Source organism: Variovorax sp. GW821-FHT09D05 (assembly GCF_059416325.1).
Genome location: NZ_JBWKOZ010000006.1, coordinates 331,728 through 357,611 on the forward strand (window position 1 = coordinate 331,728; position 25,884 = coordinate 357,611).

Consider the following 25,884-nt stretch of genomic DNA (forward strand, 5'->3'; position numbering starts at 1 on the left):
CGAGGCTAACCCAAACAAAAGAATACTTCAAATTCAAATTTCAATTTGATAACATCGCATCGACTCCCGGGCAGCAGCCTCGTCAGGACACACACGCCATGAACAAGAAGCCCCTCATTGCCATCGCCGCCGTGGCCATCGTCGCGGCGGTGGGCGGCTGGTGGTACACGCACCGCTCGGCCACGCCCTCCGACCAGCTCGTGCTGTACGGCAACGTCGACCTGCGCCAGGTCTCGCTGGCCTTCAACGCCAACGATCGCGTGGCCGAACTGACGGTGCGCGAGGGCGACCGCGTGCGCGCCGGGCAGGTGCTCGGCCGGCTCGACACCCGCTCGCTGGTGCTGCGCGTCGCGCAGTCGCAGGCGCGCATCGGCGTGCAGGAACAGGCCCTGCTGCGCCTGAAGACCGGCAGCCGCCCCGAAGAAGTGGCACAGGCCAAGGCCCAGGTGGCCGGCGCGCAGGCCGATGCCGACCTGGCACAGCAGCAGCTCGCGCGCCTGCAGGCCATCGGCGCCAGCACGGCCGGCCGCGCCGTGAGCCAGCAGGACCTCGACAGCGCACAGGCCAGGCGCAAGGTGGCGCTGGCGCAGCTCGACAACGCCCGCAAGGCACAGCAGCTGGTCATCACCGGCCCGCGCAAGGAAGACATCGGCCAAGCGATTGCCCAGCTCGAATCGGCCCGCGCCGAGCTCGCGCTCATGAACCACCAGCTCACCGAGGCCGAGCTCAAGGCGCCCATCGACGCCGTCGTGCGCGCCCGCCTGCTGGAGCCCGGCGACATGGCCTCGCCGCAGCGCCCGGCCTTCACGCTCGCCATCACCGATCCCAAGTGGGTGCGCGCCTATGTGGCCGAGCCCGACCTTGGCCGCGTGCGCGCCGGGCAGGACGCCCGCGTGAGCACCGACAGCCAGCCCGGCGAAGCGATCGCCGGCAAGGTCGGCTACATCTCGTCGGTGGCCGAGTTCACGCCCAAGACCGTGCAGACGGAGGAACTGCGCAGCAGCCTCGTCTACGAGATTCGCGTGATGGTCGATGACCCGCAAGACCGGCTGCGGCTCGGCATGCCGGCCACCGTGCGGCTCCAACTGTCGCCCGCCACCGGCAACCCCTGATGCCAATCACCGGGCCGGCCGTGGCCGGACGCTCGCTGCACAAGCGCTTCCTGCTGAAAGCGTCGAAAGAACCCGTGCTCGCGCTCGACGACGTATCGCTCGAAGTGCCCGCCGGCACGCTCACTGCGCTGGTCGGTCCCGACGGCGCCGGCAAGACCACGCTGCTCCGCCTCATGGCCGGCCTGATGCGCGCCGACGCAGGCGAGCTGCGCGTGCTCGGCATCGACGTATCGGCCGATCCGCAGGCCGTGCAGGATCGCATCAGCTACATGCCGCAGCGCTTCGGCCTCTACGACGACCTGAGCGTGCAGGAGAACCTCGACCTCTACGCCGACCTGCACGGCGTGCCACGCGACAAGCGGCGCGAACGCTATGCGCGGCTGATGGAAATGACCGACCTGGGCCGCTTCACTGATCGCCCGGCCGGCAAGCTCTCGGGCGGCATGAAGCAGAAGCTGGGCCTGGCCTGCACGCTGGTGCGCTCGCCCGACCTGCTGCTGCTCGACGAGCCGACCGTGGGCGTGGACCCGCTCTCGCGCCGCGAACTGTGGCAAATCGTGCAGCAGTTGGTAGACGACGAAAAGCTCTCGGTCATCGTCAGCACCGCCTACCTCGACGAGGCCGAGCGCTGCAGCCATGTGTTCGTGCTGCATGGCGGCAAGCTGCTGGCGCAGGGTGCGCCCAGCGAACTGCGCGACCGGGCACACGGCCTCTGCTTCATCGCGACACCGCCCGACGGCGAGCCGCCACGGTTGCTGCAGGCCCGTCTGCTCGACGCGCGGCAGGAGATCATCGATGCGGTGCCGCAAGGTGGCGAGGTGCGCTTCATCCGCCGCGACGAGGTGGACAGTGCGCGGCTCGATGCATTGCTCGAAGGCGTGCGCACCGAGCCGGTCGCGCCGCGCCTCGAAGACGGCTTCATGACGCTGCTGCGTGCGCAGCCATCGCCCAACGCCGACGCCACCCGGGCCACCAGCATGGCCACTTCGCAACCGAGCACAGGCCAACCCGGCGAAGTGGTCATCGAAGTCAAGGACCTCGTACGCCGCTTCGGCGACTTCGTGGCGGTGGCCAGCACCAGCTTCTCGGTGCGGCGCGGCGAGATCTTCGGCCTGCTCGGCCCCAACGGTGCGGGCAAGACCACCACCTTCCGCATGCTCTGCGGCCTGCTGCCCGCCAGCGGCGGCCAGTTGCGCGTGGCCGGCGTCGATCTGCGGCATGCCCGCGCGCAGGCGCGCCAGCGCATCGGCTATGTCTCGCAGAAGTTCGCGCTCTACGGCAACCTCACAGTGCACGAGAACCTCTCGTTCTTCGGCGGCGCCTACGGCCTGCGCGGCGCGAAGCTGCGCGATCGCATGGACACGGTGCTGCGCCAGTTCGACCTGGCCCACTCGCTCGACGTACCCAGCGGCCAGTTGCCCGGCGGCTACAAGCAGCGCCTGGCCATGGCCACGGGCCTGCTGCACGAACCCGAGATCCTGTTCCTCGACGAGCCCACCAGCGGTGCCGACCCGCTCGCGCGCCGCGAGTTCTGGCGGCGCATCACGGCGCTGGCCGAAGGCGGCACCACGGTCGTCATCACCACGCATTTCATGGAAGAGGCGGAATACTGCGACCGCATCGTGATCCAGGATGCGGGCAAGGTGCTGGCCATCGGCACGCCGCAGGAAGTGCGCGCGCAGGCGCTGGGCGGTGAGGAAGACAGCGGCAGGCGCATCGACATGGAGCAGGCTTTCATCGGCATCGTCGAGAAGGCGCGGCAAGAAACAAAGACAGAGGTGACGGCATGAGCGGCTTCTGGTCCCGCCTGATCTCCCTCACGCGCAAGGAATTCCGCCAGCTGCTGCGCGACCGCAGCAACCTGGCCATCGGCATCCTCCTGCCGATGGTGCTGATCCTGATCTTCGGCTACGGCATGTCGCTCGACGTGAAGAACGCACCCGTCGCGGTGGTGATGGAAGACGCATCGCCCACCGCGCACGAAGCCATCGCCGGGCTGCAGCTCTCGCCCACCATCGCGCCAGTGCTGCTGGGCTCGATGCACGACGCCGAAGAGCTGATGCGCGAACGCAAGGTCGACGGCATCGTGCGCGTGCCTTCCGATTTCTCGCGCGCGCTGGCTGCCGGCAATGCGCGCGTGCAGCTCATCGTGCACGGTTCGGACGCAGGGCGCGCGAGCATCATCCAGGCGTACGTGACAGGCGCCCTCGCGCAATCGGCAATCCGGCAGATGGACAGGAGCGGCAACGCCTCCGGCGCCGACGCCCCGCCCGTCGGCAGCGTCACCGTCGAGCAGCGCATGTGGTTCAACGCTGCGAACACCAGCACCTGGTACCTCGTGCCGGGGCTCATCGTGCTCATCATGACGCTGGTCGGCGCCTTTCTCACCGCGCTGGTGATGGCGCGCGAGTGGGAGCGTGGCACGCTGGAGGCGCTGTTCGTCACGCCCGTGCGGCCGGTCGAGATTCTGCTGGCCAAGATCATTCCGTACTTCGCGGTCGGCATGCTGGGCCTTGCGCTGTGCCTGCTCTCGGCGCGCTACCTGTTCGCGGTGCCCATGTACGGCTCGCTGGTCGTGGTGGTGTTCAGCTCGATGCTGTACCTGATCGTGGCGGTGAGCCTGGGCCTGGTGATCTCGTCGGTCACGCGCAACCAGTTTCTCGCGAGCCAGGTGGCGCTGATCGCGACCTTCATGCCCTCGATGATGCTGTCGGGCTTCCTGTTCGACCTGCGCAACGTGCCCACCGCCGTGTGGGTGATCGGCCACCTGCTGCCGGCCACCTACTTCATGGACCTCATCAAGACGCTGTTTCTCGCGGGCGACGTCTGGCCGCTGATCTGGCGCAACTGCGCGATCCTGATGGCGTATGCGGTAGGCCTGTTGCTGGTGGCGCGCGCGGTAACGCGCAAGAGCCTCGACTGAAAGCCCCGGCCATGAACGCCCTCATCGATTTCTTCCTGCGCGTTGCCAACCTCTGCCGCAAGGAGCTGCTGACCATCCTCAAGGACCCGGCCACGCGCGCCATCCTGATCGCACCGGCGATCATGCAGAGCCTGGTCTTCGGCTACGGCGCGACCTACGACCTCACCAACGTGCCCTATGCGCTGCTCGACCAGAGCCACAACGGCGCGTCGACGGAGCTGATTGCGCATCTGGACAGCACCGGCGTGTTTCACCGCGTCGCCACGCTGCGCTCGCAGGCCGACATCCGCGAAGTGATCGACACCGAGAAGGCACTGCTGGTCATACAGATACCCGCCAACTTTGAGCAGCAGCTCAGCGCGGGGCAGACGGCGGCCATCCAGCTGATCCTCGATGCGCGCAACTCCAACACCGCGGGCTCGGCGGCCGGCTACGTGAGTGCGGTGGTCGAGCGCTACAACGCCGAGCTGCGCACGCGCGTGGGCGCACCGCCGTCGCCACTGGTCGTGGAATCGCGCGCGTGGTTCAACCCGAATCTCGAAACGCGCTGGAACCTGCTGCCCGGCATGATCGCCGCGCTCAGCATGCTGCAGACGCTGCTGCTCACCGCACTGTCGGTGGCGCGCGAACGCGAACAAGGCACCTTCGACCAGCTGCTGGTAACGCCGATGTCGCCGCTCGAAATCATGATCGGCAAGGCGCTGCCGCCGGTGCTGGTGGGACTGGTGCAGTCGTCGCTGATCCTGCTGGTGGCGCTCTTCTGGTTCGGCATTCCGATGGCGGGCTCGCTCGTCACGCTGTACACAGGGCTGCTGTTCTTCACGGTGGCGAGCGTGGGCATCGGCCTGTCGATCTCGGCCGTGTCGGCCAACATGCAGCAGGCCATGCTCTATGCCTTCGTGCTGCTGATGCCGCTGATGCTGCTGTCGGGCCTGACCACGCCGGTGCGCAACATGCCGCACGCGCTGCAGGTGGCAACGCTGGCCAACCCGCTGCGCTTTGCCATCGACCTGGTGCAGCGCGTGTACCTCGAAGGCGTGGGGCTGGGCACGGTCTGGCACAACCTGATTCCGCTTGCTGTCATCGCCGCCATCACGCTGCCGCTGGCGGCGTGGCTGTTCCGCAATCGTCTTGTCTGATAACGGGAGCACGTCATGCCCCTTCCATTTCCTCATTCTTCCGTCGCGGCCACGCTCTCTCTCGCTTTCATTCTTGTCGGCTGCGCCGTGGGACCCGACCACAAGCCGGCCGAAGCCCGCGCTCCCGCCGATTGGTCTGCATGGCATGGCGGTTCGCCCGCGTTGCTTGGTGCGGAGCGGCAAGCAGCGCCCGTCGGCAACATCGCATCCGGCGACTGGAAAGCCTTCGGCGATCCGGTGCTGGACCGCCTCGAAGCCATGGTGCTCGCGAGCAACCCCGACCTGCAGACCGCCGCCCTGCGCTTCGCCCAAAGCCGCGTGCAGCGCACCACCACCGCAGCCCAGCAGGGGCCGCAGCTGAATGCGAGCGCCGGCGTCACGCGGCAGCGCCAGAGCGAGAGCGGCTCCGCCACGCGGATGATCGACGCGCTGGGCTCGTCGGTCTCCAACCGCGACCAGCTCATCCGCACGCTCAGCGAGCCCTACAACCTCTATCAGGCCGGCTTCGACGCCTCGTGGGAAATCGACCTGTGGGGCCGCGTGCGCCGCGCCATCGAGGCGGCCGATGCCGACTCGAGCGCATCGGCTGCGCTGCTGCAGCAGGCCCGGCTCAGCGTGCAGGCCGAACTGGCGCGCAACTATTTCGAGCTGCGCGGCACACAGCGCGAACTGCGCATCGCGCGCGCCGACATCGCGGCGGCCGCCGAGTCGCTCGAACTGGTGCAGGCACGCGCCGACGGCGGCCTCGTCACCGACCTGGACCCGGTGCGCCAGCGTGCGCTGGTGGCCGAACTGCGCGCACGCATTCCCGCGCTGCTGCAGCAAGAGGCCGATGCAATGAACCGCATCACGCTACTGGCCGGTGCCGCGCCTGGCGCACTGAACACCGAGCTGGCAGACACCGTCACCGGCGACACACCAGACGCCCCCGCGCTGCCCGCACTCACGCTGGGCCTGCCCGCCGAGCTCGCACGCCGCCGCCCCGACATCGCAGCCGCCGAGGCGCAGCTGCACGCCGCCACAGCCCGCATCGGCGTGGCCGTGGCCGACCTCTATCCACGCGTGACGCTGGGCGCCGGCTTCGGCTATGAATCGGTGGGCAGCGAGCGCTTCGGCGACTGGGGCAGCCGGCAGTGGCACGTGGGCCCGTCGATCAGCCTGCCGATCTTCGACAACGGCCGCCGCCGCGCCACCATCGAACTGCGCGAGCTGCAGCAGCAGGAAGCGGCCGTGGCGTTCCAGCAGACCGTGCTCAAGGCCTGGCACGAGATCGATTCAGCCCTCAACGCCTACGCCGCCGAGGGCCAACGCCAGGTCGAGCTGGCCGAGCGCGAACGCCGCAGCCGTGATGCGCTGGTGCTGGCGGCGGCTCGCTACAAGGGCGGGCTCACCGACTTTGGCGTTGAACTCGATGCGCGCCGCACCTTGCTGCAGGCGCAGCGCGACCAGGCACAGAGCACCAGCCGTCTCTCGGTGGGCCTGGTGGCGGTCTACAAGGCGCTGGGTGGTGACACTGTGGCGTCAGAAGCACAAATGCAACACAATTGAAACAAGTTGAACATGCAGACTAAAATACCCACCGGTTTCCGGGATTGACAAGCCTGCCTGCCCACTGATTCGTCATCGGGCAGACGTGAACGGATCTTCCGGCACCCCCTGCATCGCGGGGCAGCCCGCCTGGGCCCGGCCCCTGAAAAGGCCGACCGAGGCGTCATCCGTTTGAGTCCTGCGCCCCTGCCCCGGGGGAAAACCGATGCGAGCTTTCTTCTCGCTGCGTGCATTCGCGAGTCTGGCGTTCGTGCTACCAGCTCTGTTCGCGCTTTCTGGAATGGTGCCCGCCTTCGCCGCAATGGACGAAGTCGGCCGGGCCGCCCCCAGCACCCATCGCCTGAAGTTCATCGTCGACCCCGAACTGGCCACCGACATCGGCCCCGCCGAAGCCGCCCGCCGGCTCGCGCAGTACGTGGCCGACGTCAACACGGTGTTCACGCGCGAGACCGTGCGCAGCTTTGCCTTCGACCCCGCCGCCGACCTGCAGCTCGCCGCGCCCGCCACCGCGCCGCAGTGCAGCTACAACGGCCTGGTCAACGGCGAAGTGGTGGTGTGCATATCGAAGTCCACCCGCGGCTACAGCCACGGCGGGCTGTCTACCAGCTGGACCTTTCCGCAGAAAGGCGTGACCTGGAACCTGAACTGGATCGCCATCCACGACCCACTGCGCCTGTCGCGCGCGCCCAGCCCCGGCGCGCCCGAGTCCACCGAGAAGGACTACCTCGCCCGCCAGCTCAAGACCCTGCTGCACGAGCTGGAGCATGTGTTCGGCGCCGGCGCGGGCGAGTACTACAACGGCGTTGCGGTGGCCGACACCACCGGCGTCGCGCCCATCGTCGACCTCGCCCTGGCCAACGACAACGACCGCTACTGGTGGACGCGCCAGCACTGGCGGCTCGACCCGCTGCTGGGCACCGTCTTCGAGCAGCGCCGCGACCCTGCGGCCAACCGCATCGCCACGCTGGAGATGATCCGCTTCACGGCCGGCACCAAGGCCAACATCGACACCGACTGGACCGACTGGCCCAAGCTCGGCAGCTCGAAGTTCATGGCGGCCACCACCGGCACCCAGGTGCGCGTGACCGACCGCGACACTGGCGCCGCGCTGCCCGGCGCGCAGGTGTCGGTGTGGCGCGACCCCGGGGCCGGCAAGCCGCTGGTTATGCTGGTGACGGGCGTGGCCGATGCGTCGGGCCGCTTCGTGTTCGACTGGAACTGCGGCTTCAGCTGCTTTGCCGTCGGCAAGACGACGCTGCTGGTCAAGGCGCGCGCCGCCAACCGTGCGCCCGGCGCGAGCTGGTTCACCATCTTCGATGCGTTCGAGCAGAAGGCCGTGCAGGGCCAGCCGATGTTCACCATCGACCTGGCGCTCGGCGGCACCGACGCGACGCCGCCGACCGTTTCGCTGGCCGCGCCTTCCATGGCCGTGGTGGGCCAACCCACCACCATCGCGCCGGCCGTGGTGGACAACGCGGGCGTGTGGGGCGTCAAGGTGCTGGGCCGGGACAGCATCCCGATCTGCACCTTCACTGCCCCGCCCTACACCTGCAGCTGGACGCCGACCGCGCCCGGCGTGCAGACGATCCGGGTGGTCGCGCTCGACGCGGCTGGCAACGCCGCCGTGGCCTCTGCCAACGTGATCGTCAATCCGCCTTCCGACACGGTGGCGCCGACAGTTGCGCTGGCCCCGCCGCCAACCGCCGCGGCAGGCATGGCGACAAGGCTTTCCGCCACGGCATCCGACAACGTGGCCGTGGCCGAGCTGAAGTTCGTCATCGACGGCAAGACCGCGTGCACGCTGCACGCCGCGCCGTACGTCTGCACGTGGACGCCGAAGAGGCCCGGCGCCGCGAACATCGAAGTGCGCGCCATCGATGCGGCAGGCAACGTCGCCACAGCTTCCGCCAGCATGCGCATCGAAGGCCTGCGGCCCGAAGACCTGTAGCGTTGGCCCGGCCTCAGGGCCGGTTGGTGAAGCTCGCGTTGCCCAGCCCCGTGCCGATGGTCAGCACGCCCCAGTGCCGCACGTCGCGCATGAAGGGAAGCTCGCTCAGGCCCTGCACCACCGCATCGTTGTGCATCAGCACCAGCGTCGGGCCAGAGCCCATCATCGGCATGCGGCGCCACAGCTGGCTCGGCAAGTGGAAGGCGTGGCCTTCCCAGTCGCCCGGCAGATTCTGCGCACCGCGCGCAATCGAGCCGTCCTGCCGGATCAGGCCCGGGCAGCCGATGCCGATGAAGGGTGCCAGCCGGATCTTCTTGCGCTCGCTGTAGAGCACCATGTCCTCGAGCATGCCGGCGATGTGATCGACCATGCCGCCGCGGTTGGGGTCCTCGTCCGCATGGCGCCACTTCTCGCGCCGCACCACCTTCGCGAGCGAGAAGTCGGGCGCCTTGCGGTGGCGCGTTTTCACGATGCCGCAGCGCACGTTGGTGCCGCCGATGTCCACCGCGAGGATCGCGTCGTGCCCCTTCAGCATGTGGGGCGGCACGAGGTGCGCCCAGCCGATCAGGCCGCCGTCGTCCACGTCGTGCGAGAGGCGGCCGATCTGCACGTGCAGGCCCATCTCTTCGAGGATGGCGCCGGCCTGCAGGATGGCGCGCTCGCCCGCGTCGCTCTCGGGAAAGCCGCCGCCGATCACGATGCGCTGCACCTTCTGCCACGAGGGCTGGCGCATGAAGCGCTGGATCACGAAGGCCAGCTCCTGCGCGAACTCCTCGATGGCTGCATGCATCACGTCGGTGGCTTCGGACGCCTTCTTTTCCTGCAGCGCCTGGTCGAGCTCCCTCTTGCTCAGGTCGCGCGAATGCGAGAGGCCCAGCGGGTCTTTTCCCTTCCTGCGGTGGCGCTTGCGCCAGCGTTCGAGCAGTTCGCGGAAGGCCGTCTGGCTGGCCTGGTCGCCTACGAAACCGTCCTTGTCGCGCAGCTGCAGGCTGTAGCCGTCGACCTGCACCCCCGGCAGTTCGCGCAGGCCGTGGACGTCGGGGCCGGGGAGCTTGTCTTTCCTGGGTTGGGTCTTCATGGCCATCGACTGTGGGGCCGATCGGCGGCCCGCCGCATCGGCACCGCGCACCACGGCGTGTAGGAGATTGACGGGTACGCCGAACAGGGCGTTGTCTATACACTGGCCCGGATGCATCTGCCCCGCAGCCTCTGGCGCGCCGCCCTGTTGTTCGCCCTTGCCTGGCTTGCCGCGTCCGGCGCCGCTCGGGCCGCGGACGAGACGCTGCGCGTCGGCTCCAAGCGCTTCACCGAGTCGTACATCCTGGCCGAGCTGCTGGCGCAGACGGCGGCGCCGCACACTGCATCGCCCCCCGTCGTGCGGCAGGGGCTGGGCAACACGGCCATCGTCTACGAGGCGCTGCGCTCGGGCGCCATCGACATGTACGCCGAATACACCGGCACCATCGCGCTCGAAATCCTCAAGGGCTCGCCGGCCAACACGCGCGAGGCCATGAACGCGGCACTCGCGCCGATGGGCCTGGGCGTGGCGATTCCGCTGGGCTTCAACGACGGCTACGCACTCGCGGTGCGCGCGCCCGATGCCGAACGGCTGGGCCTGCGCACGCTGAGCGACCTGGCGAAGCACCCCGAACTCAAGCTCGGCCTGTCGAACGAATTCATCGGCCGCGCCGACGGATGGAAGGGCCTGGCCGACCGCTACGGCTTCACGCAGGTGCCCACCGGTCTCGACCACGGGCTGGCCTACGACGCCGTGGCCGCCAAGCAGATCGACGTGATCGACATCTACACCACCGACGCCAAGATCGACCACCTCGGCCTGCGCGTGCTGGAAGACGACAAGAAATACTTTCCGCGCTACGACGCCGTGGTGCTCTACAAGCTGGACCTGCCCACGCGGCTGCCTAAGGCCTGGGCCGCTTTGCAGACGCTCGAAGGCAAGGTCGACGAGCACGCAATGATCGCGATGAACGCGCGCGCCGAGCTGCAGAGCGTGCCCTTCGACGTGATCGCGCGCGACTTCCTGGCGAATACGGGCAAGGATGCAAAGGCGCAGCCGCAGGAAGCGCGCCGCGGCTTCATGGCCAAGCTGTTCGGGCCCGACCTGTGGAAGCTCGCGCGGCAGCACCTGGTGCTGGTGGCGCTGTCGGTCGGCATCGCCATCCTGATCGGCGTGCCGATCGCGATCCTTGTGTTTCCGCATGTGCGGTTGCGCGCTGTGGTGCTGGGCTTTGCGAGCCTGCTGCAGACCGTGCCCTCGCTCGCGTTGCTGGCCGTGCTGATCTCGATGCTGGGCGCCATCGGCGCGCTGCCCGCGCTGATTGCGCTCACGCTCTATTCGCTGTTGCCGATCATGCGCAACACGGTGACGGGCCTGGCCGAAGTGCCCAACGGCCTTCGGCTCGCCGGCACCGCGCTCGGCATGACGCCGCCGCAGAGCCTTCAGCTGGTGCTGCTGCCGCTGGCGCTGCCCACGCTGCTGGCGGGCGTGCGCACCGCCACTGCGATTGCCATCGGCACGGCGACCATCGCGGCCTTCATTGGTGCGGGTGGCTTCGGAGAGCGCATCGTGACGGGGCTGGCGCTCAACGACCGCGAGCTGCTGGTGGCGGGTGCACTGCCGGCAGCCGCATTGGCGCTGCTGAGCGAAGGGATCTTCGAGCTCGTGGAGTACCTGATGCGGCGCAGGCGGCGAGCCCCGCCGAGCTCGCTGCCGCCCGCCTGAAGATCGATCAGGCCAGCGTGTAGGCCGTCTTCACAGTCGTGAAGAACTCCTGCGCATAGCGGCCCTGCTCGCGCGGACCGTAGCTGCTGCCCTTGCGACCGCCGAACGGCACGTGATAGTCCACGCCGGCCGTCGGCAGGTTGACCATCACCATGCCGGCCTGGCTGTGGCGCTTGAAGTGCGTGGCGTACTTCAGCGAAGTGGTAGCAATGCCGGCCGACAGGCCGAACTCGGTGTCGTTCGCCGTGGCCAGCGCCTCTTCGTAGTTCTTCACGCGGATCACGCTCGCCACCGGGCCGAAGATTTCTTCCTTGTTGATGCGCATGGCCGCGGCCGATTCGCTGAAGAGGGCCGGCGACATGTAGTAGCCGTCGGTCTCCAGCTTCAGGCGTTCACCGCCGGCGGCCAGCGTGGCGCCTTCGCTCTGGCCGATCTCGATGTAGTTCAGGTCTTGCTCGAGCTGCGACTTCGACGAGACCGGGCCCACGTCGGTGCCTTGCGCGAGCGCGTCGCCCACCTTGATCTTCGCCATGCGTTCCTTCATGGCGGCGATGAACTTCGGATAGATGCCTTCGGTGACGATGAGGCGGCTCGACGCCGTGCAGCGCTGGCCGGTCGAGTAGAACGCGCTCTGTACGCTGAGCTCCACGGCCTGCGCGAGGTCGGCGTCGTCAAGAATCACCTGCGGGTTCTTGCCGCCCATTTCGAGCTGCACCTTCTTGTGCTTGGTGACGCACTGGATCGCGATGTTGCGGCCCACGCCCACCGAGCCGGTGAAGCTGATCGCATGAATGCCCGGGTGGTTGACCAGCGCCTCGCCGATCACGCTGCCGCGCCCCATCACGAGGTTGAACACGCCGGCCGGAATGCCCGAGCGGCTGATGATTTCGGAGAGAGCCCAGGCGCTGCCCGGCACGAGGTCGGCAGGCTTGAGCACCACGCAATTGCCGAAGGCCAGTGCAGGCGCGATCTTCCACGCGGGAATGGCAATAGGGAAGTTCCACGGCGTGATGAGGCCGACTACGCCAACCGGCTCGCGCGTGATTTCCACGCCGATGTTGGGGCGCACCGAAGGCAGCAACTCGCCCGACAGGCGCAGGCATTCGCCCGCGAAGAACTTGAAGATCTGACCCGCGCGCGTGGCCTCGCCAATGCCTTCGGCCTTGGTCTTGCCTTCTTCGCGCGCCAGCAGCGTGCCCAGCTCTTCCTTGCGCGCCAGGATCTCGTTGCCAATCTTGTCGAGCGCGTCGGAGCGTGCCTGCACGCTGCCCGTGGCCCAGGCCGGGAACGCTGCGGTGGCGGCTGCCACGGCGGCGTCGACATGGGCGGCATCGCCCTGCGTGTACTGGCCGAGCACGTCGGACAGGTTGCTCGGATTGACGTTGGGGCTGTAGCTTGCGCCAGCACGCCATTCGCCGGCGATGAGGTTGTCGAAGTTCTGCATTGCGTCGTTTCCTTCAGCGCACCATGCACGGGCGCTTGTTGTCGAAAGTCCAGTTGGGAATGAGATATTGCATCGCCTGTGCGTCATTGCGCGCGCCGAGGCCATGTTTCAGGTACAGCTGGTGCGCCTTCTCGACTTCGTCCATGTCGAGTTCGATGCCCAGGCCGCCGCGAGTCGGCACCTTCACCAAGCCGCCTTCAATTTGCAATGGCGCTTTCGTCAAGCGCTGGCCATCCTGCCAGATCCAGTGCGTATCGATTGCCGTGACCTTGCCCGGCGCAGCCGCCGCCACGTGCGTGAACATCGCCAGCGACACGTCGAAGTGGTTGTTCGAATGCGAGCCCCAGGTCAGGCCCCAGGCCTGGCACAACTGCGCCACGCGCACCGAGCCCTGCATGGTCCAGAAATGCGGATCAGCCAGTGGAATGTCGACCGACTGCAGCGAGAGGCTATGCACCATCTCGCGCCAGTCGGTAGCCACCATGTTGGTCGCGGTGGGCAGGCCCGTGGCGCGGCGGAACTCGGCCATCACCTCGCGGCCGGAGAACACGCCTTCGGCGCCGCACGGGTCTTCTGCATAGGCCATCACGCCGTGCAGGTCGCGGCACAGCCGAATCGCGTCCTGCAGGAGCCAGCCGCCGTTCGGATCGAGCGTGACGCGCGCCTTCGGAAAGCGCTCGTGCAGCGCGCGGATCGCCTCGACCTCTTCCTCGCCGCGCAGCACGCCGCCCTTGAGCTTGAAGTCGGTAAAGCCGTAGCGCGCGTGCGTGGCCTCGGCCAGGCGCACGATGGCTTCGGGCGTCATCGCTTCTTCGTGGCGCAGGCGGAACCAGTCGTTGTCGGCGTTGGGGTCGGTCTCGTACGGCAGATCGGTCTTCTTGCGGTCGCCTACGTAGAAAAGGTAGCCGAGCATCTGCACCGCGTCGCGCTGCTGGCCTTCGCCGAGCAGGGCCGCCACGGGCACTTCGAGGAACTGGCCGAGCAGGTCGAGCAGCGCGGCCTCGACGGCCGTCACCGCATGGATGGTCACGCGCAGGTCGAAGGTCTGCTGGCCGCGACCGCCGCTGTCGCGTCCGGCAAAGGCGCTGCGCAGGCTGTTGAGCACCGCGTTGTGGCGGCCGATGGGCTGGCCGACGATGAGGTCGCGCGCGTCTTCGAGCGTCTGGCGGATCTTCTCGCCGCCAGGCACTTCGCCCACGCCGGTGTGGCCGGCGCTGTCGGTCAGGATCAGCAGGTTGCGCGTGAAGAACGGGCCGTGCGCGCCGCTGAGGTTCATCAGCATGCTGTCGTGGCCCGCGACGGGAACCACGCGCATGCCGGTGACGACGGGTGCGCCCGACACGACTTTGGAAACAACGGATTCAGGACTTGTCATCTTCGGGCTCGGTGCCTCAGTCTGCGGTGATGTGGCGGGTGTCGATCAATGTCTTCCATCGCGCCCATTCGCGCAACTGGAAGGCGGTGAATTCTTCGGGCGTGCTGGCGACGATTTCGAGGCCCTGGTCGAGCATGCGCTTCTTCGTCTCGGGGTCTTGCATGGCGGCAATCGCGGCGTCGCTCAGCTTTTTCTTGACGGCAGGCGGCAGTCCCTTGGGGGCAGCCATGCCCTGCCACGAATAGACCTCCGCACCCTTCACGCCGGCTTCGGCCAGCGTGGGCACGTCGGGCAGCACGGGTGAGCGCTTGTCGCCGGTAACGGCAATGGCGCGCAGCTTGCCCGCGCGGATGTGCGGCAGCACGGCATTCACGTTCTGGAACGAGAAGTCGACCTGGTTGCCCAGCAGGTCGTTGACCGCCGGCGCGCCGCCCTTGTAGGGCACGTGCACGCCTTCGGTCTTGGTCTGCTGCCAGAAGAGTTCCGCCGAGAGATGGTCGGACGAGCCGTTGCCCGAGCTCGCGAACGAGACCTTGCCCGGCGTCTTGCGCAGCAGCGCCAGCACGTCGGCCACCGTGTGCTCGGGCCGCGCGACGTTGGCGACGAGCACGTTGGGCGCCTGCACGGGCACGCTGATGTAGTCGAAGTCCTTGGTCGCGTCGTAGGGCACGCTCTTTTGCAGGTGCGGCGTGACGACGAAGGCGCCGAGCGAGGACACCAGCAGCGTGTAGCCATCAGGCGCCGCGCGCTTGACGAAGCCGGTGCCGATGGTGCCTGTGGCGCCGGGCCGGTTGTCGACGACGAAGCTGCCGCCGAGCTTGGTCTGCATCTGCAGTGCGAGTGCGCGCGCCACCATGTCGGTGGAGCCGCCGGCCGGGAACGGAACGATGATGGTCACCGGCTTCTGCTGCGGCCATGCATCGGCTTGCGCCGAGGCATGCAGGGGCAGCAGCGCGGTCGAGGCAGCTGCGAGGGCCGCGGCAAGAAGGAGTCTCTTCTTCATGCGGACTAGATCCTCACGGCCTGGCGGGCGAGCAGCTTCCAGCTTCCGCCCTGCTTCTGCCAGACGCCGAGGATCTTCAGCGCCACCTTGCCGGGCTTGCCCGAGTCGTTGGTGTCGGCCGTGAGCGTGTGGCGCACGATGGCGGTGTTGGCATCGACCACCTTGACGGTCTGCTCGGTGATGGCGATGGACACGAAGTCCGACTTGCCGTCGAGCAGGTCGCTGATGAAGCTGGCCTTGGTGTCGACCTTGCCGCCCGAGTGGCCGTAGCTCAGGTCGTCGGACACCAGCGCGCCGAGTGCGGCAGGGGTTGGGTCGACCATCGCGATGCGCAGGCGTTCGGCGGCGGCAGCCACTTCGGGTGCGGCCGGTGCCGCACTGCCCGCGGGCATCATCGAGCAGGCCGAGAACAGGGCTGCCGAAGCGGCGATCAGGAAAAACTTCTTGAGGAACATGGCGTCTTGTCTCCGTTGTTGTTTGTGGTGTTCGACGCTGCAGGCTTACTGCGGGCCGAGCGCGTCGATCAGCGCCTTGAGCTGTTCCATCTCCGCGGGCTTCAGGTCGGTGAGCGGTGCGCGCACGGGGCCTGCGTCGTGGCCGACGATCTTTGCGCCGGCCTTGACGATGCTCACGGCATAGCCCGGCACGCGGTTGCGCAGCTCGAGGTAGGGCATGAAGAAGTTCTTCAGCAGGTGGTGCTGCGTGGGCAGGTCGTCGGCGGCAACAGCCTTGTAGAAATCCATGGCGGTCTTCGGAATGAAGTTGAAGACGGCCGACGAATACACCGGCGTGCCCATTGCCTTGTAGGCCGCGGCATAGACCTCGGCCGTGGGCAGGCCGCCCAGGTAGGCGAAGCGGTCGCCCATCTTCTGGTAGATGGCGACCATGGCTTCGATGTCGCCCACGCCGTCCTTGAAGCCGACGAGGTTGGGGTTGCGCTCGGCCAGGCCGGCCAGCGTGTCGGGCTTCAGGCGGCTGGTGGCGCGGTTGTAGACGATCACGCCGAACTTCACGCTCTTGCACACGGCTTCGACGTGCGCGGCCAGGCCTTCCTGGCCGGCTTCGGTGAGGTAGTGCGGCAGCAGCAGGATGCCGTGCGCGCCGGCCTTCTCTGCAGCCTGCGCACACTGGATGGCAAAGCGCGTGGGACCACCGGCGCCGGCAATGATCGGCACCACGCCGCGGCAGGTGTCCACTGCGGTCTTGATGATGCCGGGGTACTCCTCGCCGGTGAGCGAGAAGAACTCGCCCGTGCCGCCGGCCGCGAACAGCGCGCTCGCGCCGTAAGGGGCGAGCCATTCGAGGCGCTTGGCATAGCCCGCCGGGTTGAAGTCGCCGTTGCTGTCGAAGTCGGTCAGCGGAAACGAGAGCAGGCCGGAGCCCATGATGGTCTTGAGTTCTTGCGGGTTCATCGGGAATCGTCCAGTGAAGATTTGAGAAAAGAAAAAAGGGGGTGAAGCAGGCGGTCAGTCGAGCCTGACGTTGGCTTCCTTGATGACTTGCGCCCAGCGCGCGCGCTCCTTGGCGAAGAACTGGTCTTGCTCGGGCGCGGTCATGGTCACGACCTCGGCGCCCTGCCCCGCGAGGCGGGCCCGGATGTCGGGCGTGCGGATGATGCGAACCAGTTCCTTGTTGAGCCGGGCGATCACCGCGTCAGGCACGCCGCGCGCCGCGACCACGCCCTGCCACGTCCCCGACTCGTAGCCGGGCGCGCCCTGCTCCGCGATGGTGGGCACGCTGCCGATCAGCGGCATGCGCGTGGCCTTGGACACGGCAATCAGCTTGAGCTTGCCGGCCTGCACCTGCGGGTAGGTGGCGAGCATGCCGTTCATGAGCACCTGAGTCTGGCCAGACACGGTGTCGAGCACTGCCTGCACGCCGCCCTTGTAGGGCACGTATTCCCACTTGGCGCCGACCTTGCGCTGCAGTTCGATGCCCGCGAGATGCGCGGTGCTGCCGCTGGCGGTAACGGCAAAGTTGAGATCGCTTTTCTTCGAGAGCTCGACCAGTTCCTTCAGCGTGCTGGCCTGCACCGAGGGGTGCACCACCAGCAGGTGCGGCGAGTAGGCCAGCATGGACACGCTGCGCAGGTCCTTCGACGGATCGAAAGGCAGCTTGGGGTACAGCGACGGGCTGATGGCCAGCGCGCCGAGGTCGCACAGCATCAGCGTGTAGCCGTCGGCCGGCGCTTTGGCCAGCAGGTCGGCGCCGAGGTTGCCGTTGGCGCCCGCGCGGTTGTCGATGATTACCGACTGGCCCAGCGCCTCCGACAGCGGCTGGCTGATGGCCCGCGCAATGATGTCGGACGAGCCGCCCGGCGGGTACGGCACGATGATCCTGATTGGCTTCGAGGGCCAGTTGCCGGTGCCGCCCTGCGTGCCCTGCGCAATGGCGCGCAGGGGCAGGCTGGCGGCCAGCGTCGTGGCCAGTGCGGCGCCAAGTGCGCCGCGTCGGTTGATGGACATGCTGCCTCCTGTTGTTCGATGGTCGTCATGGCTGCGCACGGCTGGCCGTGCGAGTTATCAGTCATCGTACAACTAGAAAAACAACTTGTCCAGCGGGCAAGACAAGAAAAACTCAGCGGGAGGGAGCGTCGTCAGGCGCCGGTGCAGCCGCACCCGTACCGGCGGCCGCATCGGCTTTCGCCTTCTGCTGCGCGGCCTCTTGCGCCATGCGCAGCCGCTCGCGGCTGTTGGTCAGGTGGATGCGCATGGCAGCGCGCGCCGACTCGGGATCGCGGCGCGCGATGGCCGCGTAGATTTCTTCGTGCTCGCGATTGACGCGGCTCAGGTAAGGCGCGCCACCACCCTCGTGCGTTCGGATGGCGCTGATGCGCGTGCGCGGAATGAGCGTGGTGCCCAGGTGCCGCATGATGTCGGCGAAATACGGGTTGCCGGTCGACTGCGCGATCTGCAGGTGAAAGCGGAAGTCGGGCGCCACCGTGTCCCCCGCCGCTGCCACGTTGTGCTCGAAGTCGTCGAGCGCCTGGCGCATGGCGACCAGTTGCTCGTCGGTGCGGCGGGTGGCGGCGAGGCCGGCCGATTCGGTCTCCAGGCTGATGCGCAGCTCCAGCACGGCCAGCACGTCGACCGAGGCGGCGATCTCGCCGGGATCGAGGCGGAACACCCCGCCGGCCCGCGGCTGCAGCACGAAGGTGCCCACGCCGTGCAGCGTCTCGACCAGCCCGCCGGCCTGCAGCTTCGACAGCGCCTCGCGCACCACGGTGCGGCTCACGCCATAGGCCTGCATGATGGCCGACTCGGTCGGCAGCTTGTCGCCGGGCCGCAGCGACTGGTTGCGGATCTTCTCGCCCAGGTCTTCCACCAGCCCATGCGCCAGGCCGCGTGCGCGCTGGCGCGGACGGCCCACGAAAGCAGCAGACGCCGTTTCCGCCGGCGCCTCCGCTTCCGATATCAAGGGATTACCCGCAGTCGTCTGAACCATGGCCACGATGATAATCCTCAAACTAGTTGTACGACAACAGATAACTTATCACTCAACTCCTGGCGCCGCCGGCCATTCCGCCAGCGGCTTTCCGGTCTCCACGGCACCGACATGCAGCGCCCTTTCGACCTTGCTCCGTCGGCATCGTACCGGCCGCTTTCAGAAAAGCACCGTGACGGCGGGCCCTCGGAAACCATGACTCTTCCGTGTATGGACAGGCAACGATGAACGACAACAAGATGAACCGCCTCCTCCTGACCGGCGCGGCCGGCGGCCTGGGCAAGGTGCTGCGCGAGCGGCTCAAGCCCTATGCAAACGTGCTGCGCCTGTCGGACATCGCGTCGCTGGCCCCGGCCGCCGATGCGCACGAGGAAGTCGTGCCGTGCGATCTTTCCGACAAGGCCGCGGTGCATGCGCTGCTCGAAGGCTGCGACGCCATCGTCCACCTGGGCGGCGTCTCGGTCGAGCGGCCTTTCGAGGAAATCCTCGAAGCCAACATCAAGGGCATCTTCAACGTCTACGAGGCCGCGCGCCGCCACGGCGTGAAGCGCGTGGTGTTTGCGAGCTCGAACCACGTGATCGGCTTCTACAAGCAGAGCGAGCACATCGACGCGCATGCCGTGCGCCGGCCCGACGGCTACTACGGCCTGTCGAAGTCCTTCGGCGAGGACATGGCGCAGTTCTACTTCGACCGCTGGGGCATCGAGACCGTAAGCATCCGCATCGGCTCCTCGTTTCCCGAGCCGGCCAACCGCCGGATGATGAGCACCTGGCTAAGCTACCGTGACCTGACCTCGCTGATCGAGAAGTCGCTGTTCACGCCTGACGTGAAGCACACCGTGGTTTACGGCATGTCGAACAACCGCGACGTGTGGTGGGACAACAGTGCGGCCGCGCACCTGGGCTTCGTGCCGCAGGACAGCTCGGAGGTGTTCCGCGACAAGGTCGAGGCGCAGCCGCCCGTCCCGCCGACCGATCCGAACGCGATCTACCAGGGCGGAGCCTTCACCGCACAGGGCCCCTTCGGCGATGCAAGCTGAGCTCGTTCTCGACGCTCGCAACGGCACCGGCGAGAGCCCGGTGTGGCACGCGGTCGAACAGGCGCTCTACTGGGTCGATATTCCCGCGCGCACGCTGAACCGCTGGCACGCGAGCGAAGGCCATGCGCAGTGGACGGCGAACGAAATGGTCGCCTGCATCGCGCCGCGCGCCGATGCGCCGGGCGAATGGATCGCCGGCATGGAAAGCGGCCTGTTCTCGCTGAAGCCGCAGGCCGACGGCACGCTGGCCGCCACCTCGCTCGCCCCGGTCGAACACGCAGCCCCGGCCATGCGCTTCAACGATGGCCGCTGCGACCGCCAGGGCCGCTTCTGGGCCGGCACGATGCTGCTGGACATGGCGGCGGGCGCACGCGTCGGCCGCCTCTACAGCTACGGCAAGGGTGACAAGAGCGCCGCTCTGCGCCTCGACGACCTCATCGTGCCCAACGGCCTGGCCTTCAGCCCCGACGGCCGCACGATGTATCTCTCGGATTCGCACCCCACGGTGCAGGCCGTCTGGGCCTTCGACTACGACACGGAAACCGGCGCGCCAAGCAACCGCCGCCTCTTCATCGACATGAAGCCCCTGCCCGGCCGCCCCGACGGCGCCGCCATGGATACCGACGGCTGCTACTGGATCTGCGGCAACGACGCGGGCCTGGTGCACCGCTTCACGCCCGACGGCCGGCTCGACCGCTCGCTCGAAGTGCCGGTGAAGAAGCCCGCGATGTGCGCCTTCGGTGGCCCGGCCCTCGACACCCTGTTCGTCACCTCCATACGACCCGGCGGCATCGACCTGTCCGACCAGCCGCTGGCCGGCGGCGTGTTCGCGCTGCGGCCCGGCACCGGCATCGCGGGTGTTCCCGAACCGGCCTTCGGCACCTGAAGAACCTTTTTCGACAACCACCAAGCAGAGGATGAGACAAATGAAATTCACCAAGACCCTGATCGCACTTTCCGCGTGCGCCGCAGCCGCGCTGACCACACTGGCTGCACACGCCACCGAGTTCCGTTCGGCCGACATCCACCCCGACGACTACCCCACCGTGACCGCGGTGAAGTTCATGAGCGAGCGCCTGAAGGCGCTGTCGGGCGGCAAGCACAGCATCAAGGTGTTCAACAACAGTTCGCTCGGCAGCGAGAAAGACACGATCGAGCAGACCAAGATCGGTGCGCTGCAGATGGTGCGCGTGAACATCGCGCCCATGAACAACATCTGCGCCGAGACGCAGGTGCCGACCATGCCCTTCCTGTTCCGCTCGGTCGACCACCTGCACAAGGTGCTCGACGGCCCGATCGGCGAAGAGATCCTGAAGTCGTGCGAGAAGCAGGGCTTCATCGGCCTGGCCTACTACGACAGCGGCGCGCGTTCGATGTTCACGGCCAAGAAGCCGGTGCGCACCTTCGCCGACATGAAGGGCCTGAAGGTCCGCGTGCAGCAGTCCGACCTGTGGGTGTCGATGCTCGAAGCCATGGGCGCCAACGCCACGCCAATGCCGATGGGCGAGGTCTACACGGGCCTGAAGACCGGCCTCATCGACGCCGCCGAGAACAACTACCCCACGTATGAAAGCGCGCGCGCCTTCGAAGTGGCCAAGTACTACAGCAAGACCGAGCACTCCATGGCGCCCGAGATGCTGCTGTTCTCCAAGCGCGTGTGGGACAAGCTTTCGACCGAAGAGCAGGGCTGGATCCGCCAGGCCGCCAAGGAATCAGTGCCCTACATGCGCAAGCAGTGGGAAGAGCGTGAAGTGAAGTCGCTGGCCACGGTGAAGGCCGGCGGCGCCGAGATCATCGAAGTCGACAAGGCTCCGTTCCAGGCAGCGATGAAGCCGGTGTACGACAAGTTCATCACCGACGCGAAGCTGAAAGACCTCGTCAAGCGCGTGCAGGACACGAAGTAAGCCCGCCCTCGTCGACTCGACCCGCTCTCCTCCTTCCCCCTCGGGGGAAGGGCAAAGAAAATTTATGTACACCAAACTTTGCCGCACCCTCGCACGTGCCTGCATGTGGTTGGGCATCTTCGGCCTCGTCGCGGTGATCTGCGCCGTGAGCTGGCAGGTGTTCGGCCGCTACGTGCTCAACAACACTCCTACCTGGGCCGAAAGCCTCGCGCTGCTGCTGGTGCTCTACGTCACGATGCTCGGCGTGGCCGTGGGCGTGCGCGACGCGGGCCACATCGGACTCGAATCCTTCCTCGTGCTCGCGCCCGACTGGCTGCGGCTGAAGATGGAATACCTCATCCACGCACTGATCCTGCTGTTCGGCATTGCCATGGCCTGGAACTGCGCCTCGCTCGCCGAATCGGTGTGGGACTACAGATTGCCCACGCTCTGGATCTCCGAGGGCTGGAAGTACGTGCCCGCCGCCGTGTCGGGCGTCCTCATCGTGATGTTCTCCATCGAACACATCATCGCGCTCGCCCAAGGCCGCGAAGTCGAACCTGCCTGGGCCTGAGCCACCATGACCATTCCTCTGCTCATTCTCTGCATCTCGTTCACGCTCTTCCTGCTGCTGGGCGTGCCGGTCGCTTTTTCCATCGGCCTGTCGGCCCTGGCCACGCTGCTCTATGAAGGCCTGCCGCTGGCGGTCGGCTTCCAGCAGATGACCTCCGGCATGGGCATCTTCTCGTTCCTGGCCATTCCGTTCTTCATCTTCGCCGGCGAGCTGATGCTCTACGGCGGCATCGCGGACCGCATCGTCAACCTGGCGCGCGACCTCGTGGGCCACGTGCGCGGCGGCCTCGGCATGTCGAACGTGGTGGCCTGCACGCTGTTCGGCGGCGTCTCGGGCTCGCCCGTGGCGGACGTCTCAGCCATGGGCGCCGTGATGATCCCGATGATGAAGAAGGAGGGCTATCACGCCGACTACGCAGTCAACGTGACGACCCATGCGGCACTGGTCGGCGCGCTGATGCCGACCAGCCACAACCTGATCATCTATTCGCTGGCAGCGGGCGGCAAGGTGTCGATCGCGGCGCTGATCCTGGCGGCGCTGCTGCCGGCGGCCGTGCTCACCATCAGCAATCTCGCGGCCGCCTACCTGGTGGCAGTGAAGCGCGGCTATCCGGCCGGCAGCTTCCCGGGCTGGTCCATCGTGGCGCGCTCGTTCGCGGCGGCGCTGCCCGGCCTGTTCATCGTGGTGCTGATCCTCGGCGGCATCCTGTCGGGCGTGTTCACGGCAACCGAGTCTGCGGCGGTGGCCGTGCTGTATGCGCTGGGCCTCACGATCTTCGTGTACCGCACGCTGAAGTGGGAACACTTCATCAAGGCGGCCTCGAAGGCGGTGCGCACCACGGGCGTGATCCTGCTGCTGATCGGCATCTCCAGCACCTTCGGCTACCTCATCAGCCTGTACGGCGTGGCCGAGCTCACGGGCGAGATGCTGTCGCAGGTAACCAGCACGCCGTGGGTGATCTTCCTGCTGATCAACATCATCCTGTTCGTGCTCGGCACCTTCCTGGACATGGCGGCCACCATCCTGCTGTGCACGCCGATCTTCCTGCCCATTGCCCAGCACTACGGCATGACCTCGGTGCAGTTCGGCATCGTGATGCTGATCAACTGCGCGCTGGGCCTGAACACGCCGCCGGTGGGCACGACGCAGTTCGTCGGCTGCGCGATCGGCGGGGTGTCTGTGGGCACGGTGATGAAGACCATCTGGCCGTTCTACGGGGCATTGATCTTTGCGCTGGGAGTGGTCACATTCGTTCCCGCGTTCTCGACCTGGCTGCCCAGCATGTTCATGGTCGTGAAGTAAGCAAGGAGCCCACGATGTCCGAACCCACCCGCCCACCGCTCTACATCCGCATCCACGCGGCAGACAACGTGGCCATCGTCGCGAACGACGGCGGGCTTAAGGCCGGCGCGGAGTTCGCCGACGGCCTTCGGCTGGTGGACAACGTGCCGCAAGGCCACAAGGTCGCGCTGGTCGACCTGGCCGAAGGCGACGCCATCCGCCGCTACGACGTGGTGATCGGCTACGCGCTGAAGGCGCTGCCGCGCGGCAGCTGGGTGCACGAGCGCGTGATGCGCATGCCGACCGCGCCCGAGCTCGACGGCCTGCCCATCGCCACGGTCAAGCCCCCTGCCCTTCCGCCGCTGGAGGGCTACACCTTCGAGGGCTATCGCAACGCCGACGGCTCGGTGGGTTCGCGCAACATCCTGGCCATCACGCAGACGGTGCAGTGCGTGGCCGGCGTGACCGACTTCGCGGTGCAGCGCATCAAGGCCGAGTTGCTGCCCAAGTACCCGAACGTCGACGACGTGGTGGCGCTGGCGCACACCTACGGCTGCGGCGTGGCCATCGATGCGCCCGATGCCATCGTGCCGATCCGCACGCTGCGCAACATCAGCCTCAATCCGAACTTCGGCGGCGAGGTGATGGTGGTGAGCCTGGGCTGCGAGAAGCTGCAGCCCGAGCGCCTGCTGCCGCCGGGGAGCATTCCCATCGTCGACAAGCGCGGCGAAGACGAAGGCAAGCAAGGTGACGCGGAACTCGACGTGGTCTGCCTGCAGGACGACGAGCACGTCGGCTTCATGTCGATGATCGATTCGGTCATGCGGCAGGCCGAGGAACACCTCGCGCGGCTCAACAAGCGCAAGCGCGAAACCGTGCCCGCCAGCGAGCTGGTGGTGGGCGTGCAGTGCGGCGGCAGCGACGCCTTCTCGGGCGTCACCGCCAACCCCGCCGTGGGCTTCTGCACCGACCTGCTGGTGCGCGCAGGCGCCACCGTGATGTTCTCGGAAGTGACCGAGGTGCGCGACGGCATCGACCAGCTCACCTCGCGCGCATCCACGCCCGAGGTGGCCGAGGCCATGATCCGCGAGATGGCCTGGTACGACGCCTACCTGGAGAAGGGCCGCGTCGACCGCAGCGCCAACACCACGCCGGGCAACAAGAAGGGTGGGCTGTCGAACATCGTCGAGAAAGCGATGGGCTCCATCGTCAAGTCGGGCTCGGCCCCTATCACCGGCGTGCTCGCGCCCGGCGAGAAGGCAACGCAGAAGGGCCTGATCTACGCCGCCACGCCAGCCAGTGACTTCATCTGCGGCACGCTGCAGCTGGCGGCCGGCATCAACCTGCACGTGTTCACCACCGGCCGCGGCACGCCCTACGGGCTGGCCGAAGTGCCGGTGATCAAGGTCGCCACGCGCAGCGACCTCGCGCGCCGCTGGCACGACCTGATGGACGTGAACGCGGGCCGCATCGCCGACGGCGACGCCACCATCGAGGACATCGGCTGGGAGATGTTCCACCTGATGCTCGACGTGGCCAGCGGCCGCAAGAAAACCTGGGCCGAGCACTGGAAGCTGCACAACGCACTGGTGCTGTTCAACCCGGCCCCGGTCACCTGACTCTTTTCATTCCCTTCAGACACGGAGCGACGACATGGAAGACCTCAAGGACAAGACCGCGCTCGTCACCGGTGCCAGCACCGGCATCGGCGCCGCGGTGGCCATCGCATTCGCCGCACGCGGCATGCGCGTGGCGGTGCACTACAACAGCTCGGCCGATGCAGCGAACCGCGTGGTCGACACCATCCGCGCGGCCGGCGGCACGGCCTTCGCGCTGAAGGCCGACGTGCGCGACACGGCCGCGATCCGCGACTGCGTGAAGCAGGCCGCGGCGCAGTTCGGCCGCATCGACGTGCTGGTGAACAACGCCGGCAGCCTGGTCAAGCGCGTGCCCATCGCCGAGTTCGACGATGCGCTGTTCGACGAGGTGATGCACATCAACGCGCGCTCGGTGCTCGCGTTCTGCCGCGAGGTGGTTCCGCTGATGCGCACGCAGGGCGGCGGCAACATCATCAACGTGACCTCGGTCGCGGCGCGCACCGGCGGCGGGCCGGCCGCGTACCTCTATGCGGGCTCGAAGGGCTTCGTGAGCACGGCGACGCACGGCCTGGCGAAGGAACTGGTGGGCGACCGCATCCGCGTGAACGCGGTGGCACCGGGCGTCATCCAGACGCCGTTCCAGGACCGCTTCTCGACGCCCGCGATGCTGGAGAACTTCCGCGCCAGCATTCCGATGGGCCGCATCGGCGAGCCCGAGGAATGCGTGGGCGCTTTCCTCTATCTCGCCTCGGAACAACTCTCGGGCTATGTCACCGGGCAGGTGATCGAGGTGAACGGAGGCCAGTACATGCCCTGACGCGCGAGGACA

General features: G+C 67.4%; 22 protein-coding genes. 14 read left to right on the plus strand and 8 right to left on the minus strand.

Annotated elements, in window-relative coordinates; genetic code table 11:
• Nucleotides 1–98: 98 nt before the first annotated feature.
• From AC07O3_RS18570 to AC07O3_RS18595, 6 genes are all read left to right on the plus strand, one after another.
• Nucleotides 99–1,112 carry an HlyD family secretion protein gene (locus AC07O3_RS18570; RefSeq protein WP_495339995.1) on the plus strand — a complete coding sequence of 338 codons (1,014 nt, stop codon included), beginning with the start codon at nucleotides 99–101 and terminating at the stop codon, nucleotides 1,110–1,112.
• Nucleotides 1,112–2,902, plus strand: coding sequence for an ATP-binding cassette domain-containing protein (locus AC07O3_RS18575; RefSeq protein WP_495339996.1), 1,791 nt, complete (start codon nucleotides 1,112–1,114; stop codon nucleotides 2,900–2,902). Before AC07O3_RS18570 ends, AC07O3_RS18575 begins: the two co-directional genes overlap by 1 nt.
• Entirely contained in the window at nucleotides 2,899–4,035 is a 1,137-nt protein-coding gene (locus tag AC07O3_RS18580; protein ID WP_495339997.1) for an ABC transporter permease, read from the plus strand. Before AC07O3_RS18575 ends, AC07O3_RS18580 begins: the two co-directional genes overlap by 4 nt.
• Nucleotides 4,036–4,046: 11 nt before the next feature.
• Nucleotides 4,047–5,174: an ABC transporter permease gene (locus tag AC07O3_RS18585; RefSeq protein ID WP_495339998.1), complete on the plus strand. Its 1,128-nt coding sequence runs from the start codon at nucleotides 4,047–4,049 to the stop codon at nucleotides 5,172–5,174.
• Nucleotides 5,175–5,189: 15 nt separating this feature from the next.
• Complete coding sequence (locus AC07O3_RS18590) at nucleotides 5,190–6,722, plus strand: efflux transporter outer membrane subunit (RefSeq protein WP_495339999.1); 1,533 nt, start codon at nucleotides 5,190–5,192, stop codon at nucleotides 6,720–6,722.
• A gap of 280 nt (nucleotides 6,723–7,002) precedes the next feature.
• Complete coding sequence (locus tag AC07O3_RS18595) at nucleotides 7,003–8,670, plus strand: Ig-like domain-containing protein (RefSeq protein WP_495340072.1); 1,668 nt, start codon at nucleotides 7,003–7,005, stop codon at nucleotides 8,668–8,670.
• A gap of 13 nt (nucleotides 8,671–8,683) precedes the next feature.
• Here AC07O3_RS18595 and AC07O3_RS18600 read toward each other — a convergent pair whose 3' ends face one another.
• Nucleotides 8,684–9,754 (minus strand): ROK family protein, encoded by a 1,071-nt coding sequence (locus AC07O3_RS18600; RefSeq protein ID WP_489013528.1) that lies wholly within the window; start codon nucleotides 9,752–9,754, stop codon nucleotides 8,684–8,686.
• 105 nt (nucleotides 9,755–9,859) lie between these two features.
• Between AC07O3_RS18600 and AC07O3_RS18605 the strand changes: the two genes are divergently transcribed.
• Entirely contained in the window at nucleotides 9,860–11,413 is a 1,554-nt protein-coding gene (locus tag AC07O3_RS18605) for an ABC transporter permease/substrate-binding protein (RefSeq protein WP_093051342.1), read from the plus strand.
• A gap of 7 nt (nucleotides 11,414–11,420) precedes the next feature.
• On the opposite strand, the gene AC07O3_RS18610 is transcribed toward AC07O3_RS18605, so the two are convergent.
• The 7 genes from AC07O3_RS18610 to AC07O3_RS18640 all read right to left on the minus strand — a co-directional run bounded on the left by AC07O3_RS18610 (nucleotide 11,421) and on the right by AC07O3_RS18640 (nucleotide 18,679).
• Nucleotides 11,421–12,857, minus strand: a complete 1,437-nt coding sequence (locus AC07O3_RS18610) for an aldehyde dehydrogenase family protein (RefSeq protein ID WP_093077759.1) — start codon at nucleotides 12,855–12,857, stop codon at nucleotides 11,421–11,423.
• A 13-nt stretch (nucleotides 12,858–12,870) separates the two neighbouring features.
• The gene (gene gudD / locus AC07O3_RS18615) at nucleotides 12,871–14,232 is read right to left on the minus strand and encodes a glucarate dehydratase (protein WP_495340000.1); all 1,362 of its coding nucleotides are present in this window, start codon (nucleotides 14,230–14,232) and stop codon (nucleotides 12,871–12,873) included.
• A gap of 16 nt (nucleotides 14,233–14,248) precedes the next feature.
• Nucleotides 14,249–15,235: a Bug family tripartite tricarboxylate transporter substrate binding protein gene (locus AC07O3_RS18620; RefSeq protein ID WP_093051351.1), complete on the minus strand. Its 987-nt coding sequence runs from the start codon at nucleotides 15,233–15,235 to the stop codon at nucleotides 14,249–14,251.
• A 5-nt stretch (nucleotides 15,236–15,240) separates the two neighbouring features.
• Nucleotides 15,241–15,690: a nuclear transport factor 2 family protein gene (locus AC07O3_RS18625; RefSeq protein ID WP_093051355.1), complete on the minus strand. Its 450-nt coding sequence runs from the start codon at nucleotides 15,688–15,690 to the stop codon at nucleotides 15,241–15,243.
• A 45-nt stretch (nucleotides 15,691–15,735) separates the two neighbouring features.
• Nucleotides 15,736–16,647 (minus strand): 5-dehydro-4-deoxyglucarate dehydratase, encoded by a 912-nt coding sequence (gene kdgD / locus AC07O3_RS18630; protein WP_093051358.1) that lies wholly within the window; start codon nucleotides 16,645–16,647, stop codon nucleotides 15,736–15,738.
• Nucleotides 16,648–16,701: 54 nt separating this feature from the next.
• Complete coding sequence (locus AC07O3_RS18635) at nucleotides 16,702–17,700, minus strand: Bug family tripartite tricarboxylate transporter substrate binding protein (RefSeq protein ID WP_093051361.1); 999 nt, start codon at nucleotides 17,698–17,700, stop codon at nucleotides 16,702–16,704.
• 112 nt (nucleotides 17,701–17,812) lie between these two features.
• The gene (locus tag AC07O3_RS18640; protein WP_495340001.1) at nucleotides 17,813–18,679 is read right to left on the minus strand and encodes a FadR/GntR family transcriptional regulator; all 867 of its coding nucleotides are present in this window, start codon (nucleotides 18,677–18,679) and stop codon (nucleotides 17,813–17,815) included.
• A 224-nt stretch (nucleotides 18,680–18,903) separates the two neighbouring features.
• On the opposite strand from AC07O3_RS18640, the gene AC07O3_RS18645 reads away from it, so the two are divergent.
• From AC07O3_RS18645 to AC07O3_RS18675, 7 genes are all read left to right on the plus strand, one after another.
• Complete coding sequence (locus AC07O3_RS18645; protein ID WP_426389386.1) at nucleotides 18,904–19,719, plus strand: NAD-dependent epimerase/dehydratase family protein; 816 nt, start codon at nucleotides 18,904–18,906, stop codon at nucleotides 19,717–19,719.
• Entirely contained in the window at nucleotides 19,709–20,605 is an 897-nt protein-coding gene (locus tag AC07O3_RS18650) for an SMP-30/gluconolactonase/LRE family protein (RefSeq protein WP_495340002.1), read from the plus strand. The genes AC07O3_RS18645 and AC07O3_RS18650 overlap by 11 nt, the downstream gene beginning before the upstream one ends.
• 40 nt (nucleotides 20,606–20,645) lie before the next feature.
• Nucleotides 20,646–21,623: a TRAP transporter substrate-binding protein gene (locus AC07O3_RS18655; protein ID WP_093051373.1), complete on the plus strand. Its 978-nt coding sequence runs from the start codon at nucleotides 20,646–20,648 to the stop codon at nucleotides 21,621–21,623.
• Between the two features lie 64 nt (nucleotides 21,624–21,687).
• Entirely contained in the window at nucleotides 21,688–22,176 is a 489-nt protein-coding gene (locus AC07O3_RS18660) for a TRAP transporter small permease (RefSeq protein ID WP_093051376.1), read from the plus strand.
• 6 nt (nucleotides 22,177–22,182) lie between these two features.
• A complete protein-coding gene (locus AC07O3_RS18665; protein WP_093051379.1) occupies nucleotides 22,183–23,478 on the plus strand; it encodes a TRAP transporter large permease in 1,296 nt (431 codons plus the stop codon).
• Between the two features lie 14 nt (nucleotides 23,479–23,492).
• On the plus strand, nucleotides 23,493–25,076 hold the full coding sequence (garD, locus tag AC07O3_RS18670; protein WP_495340003.1) for a galactarate dehydratase: 1,584 nt from the start codon (nucleotides 23,493–23,495) through the stop codon (nucleotides 25,074–25,076).
• Nucleotides 25,077–25,110: 34 nt separating this feature from the next.
• Nucleotides 25,111–25,872, plus strand: coding sequence for an SDR family NAD(P)-dependent oxidoreductase (locus AC07O3_RS18675; protein WP_093077767.1), 762 nt, complete (start codon nucleotides 25,111–25,113; stop codon nucleotides 25,870–25,872).
• Nucleotides 25,873–25,884 lie beyond the last annotated feature (12 nt).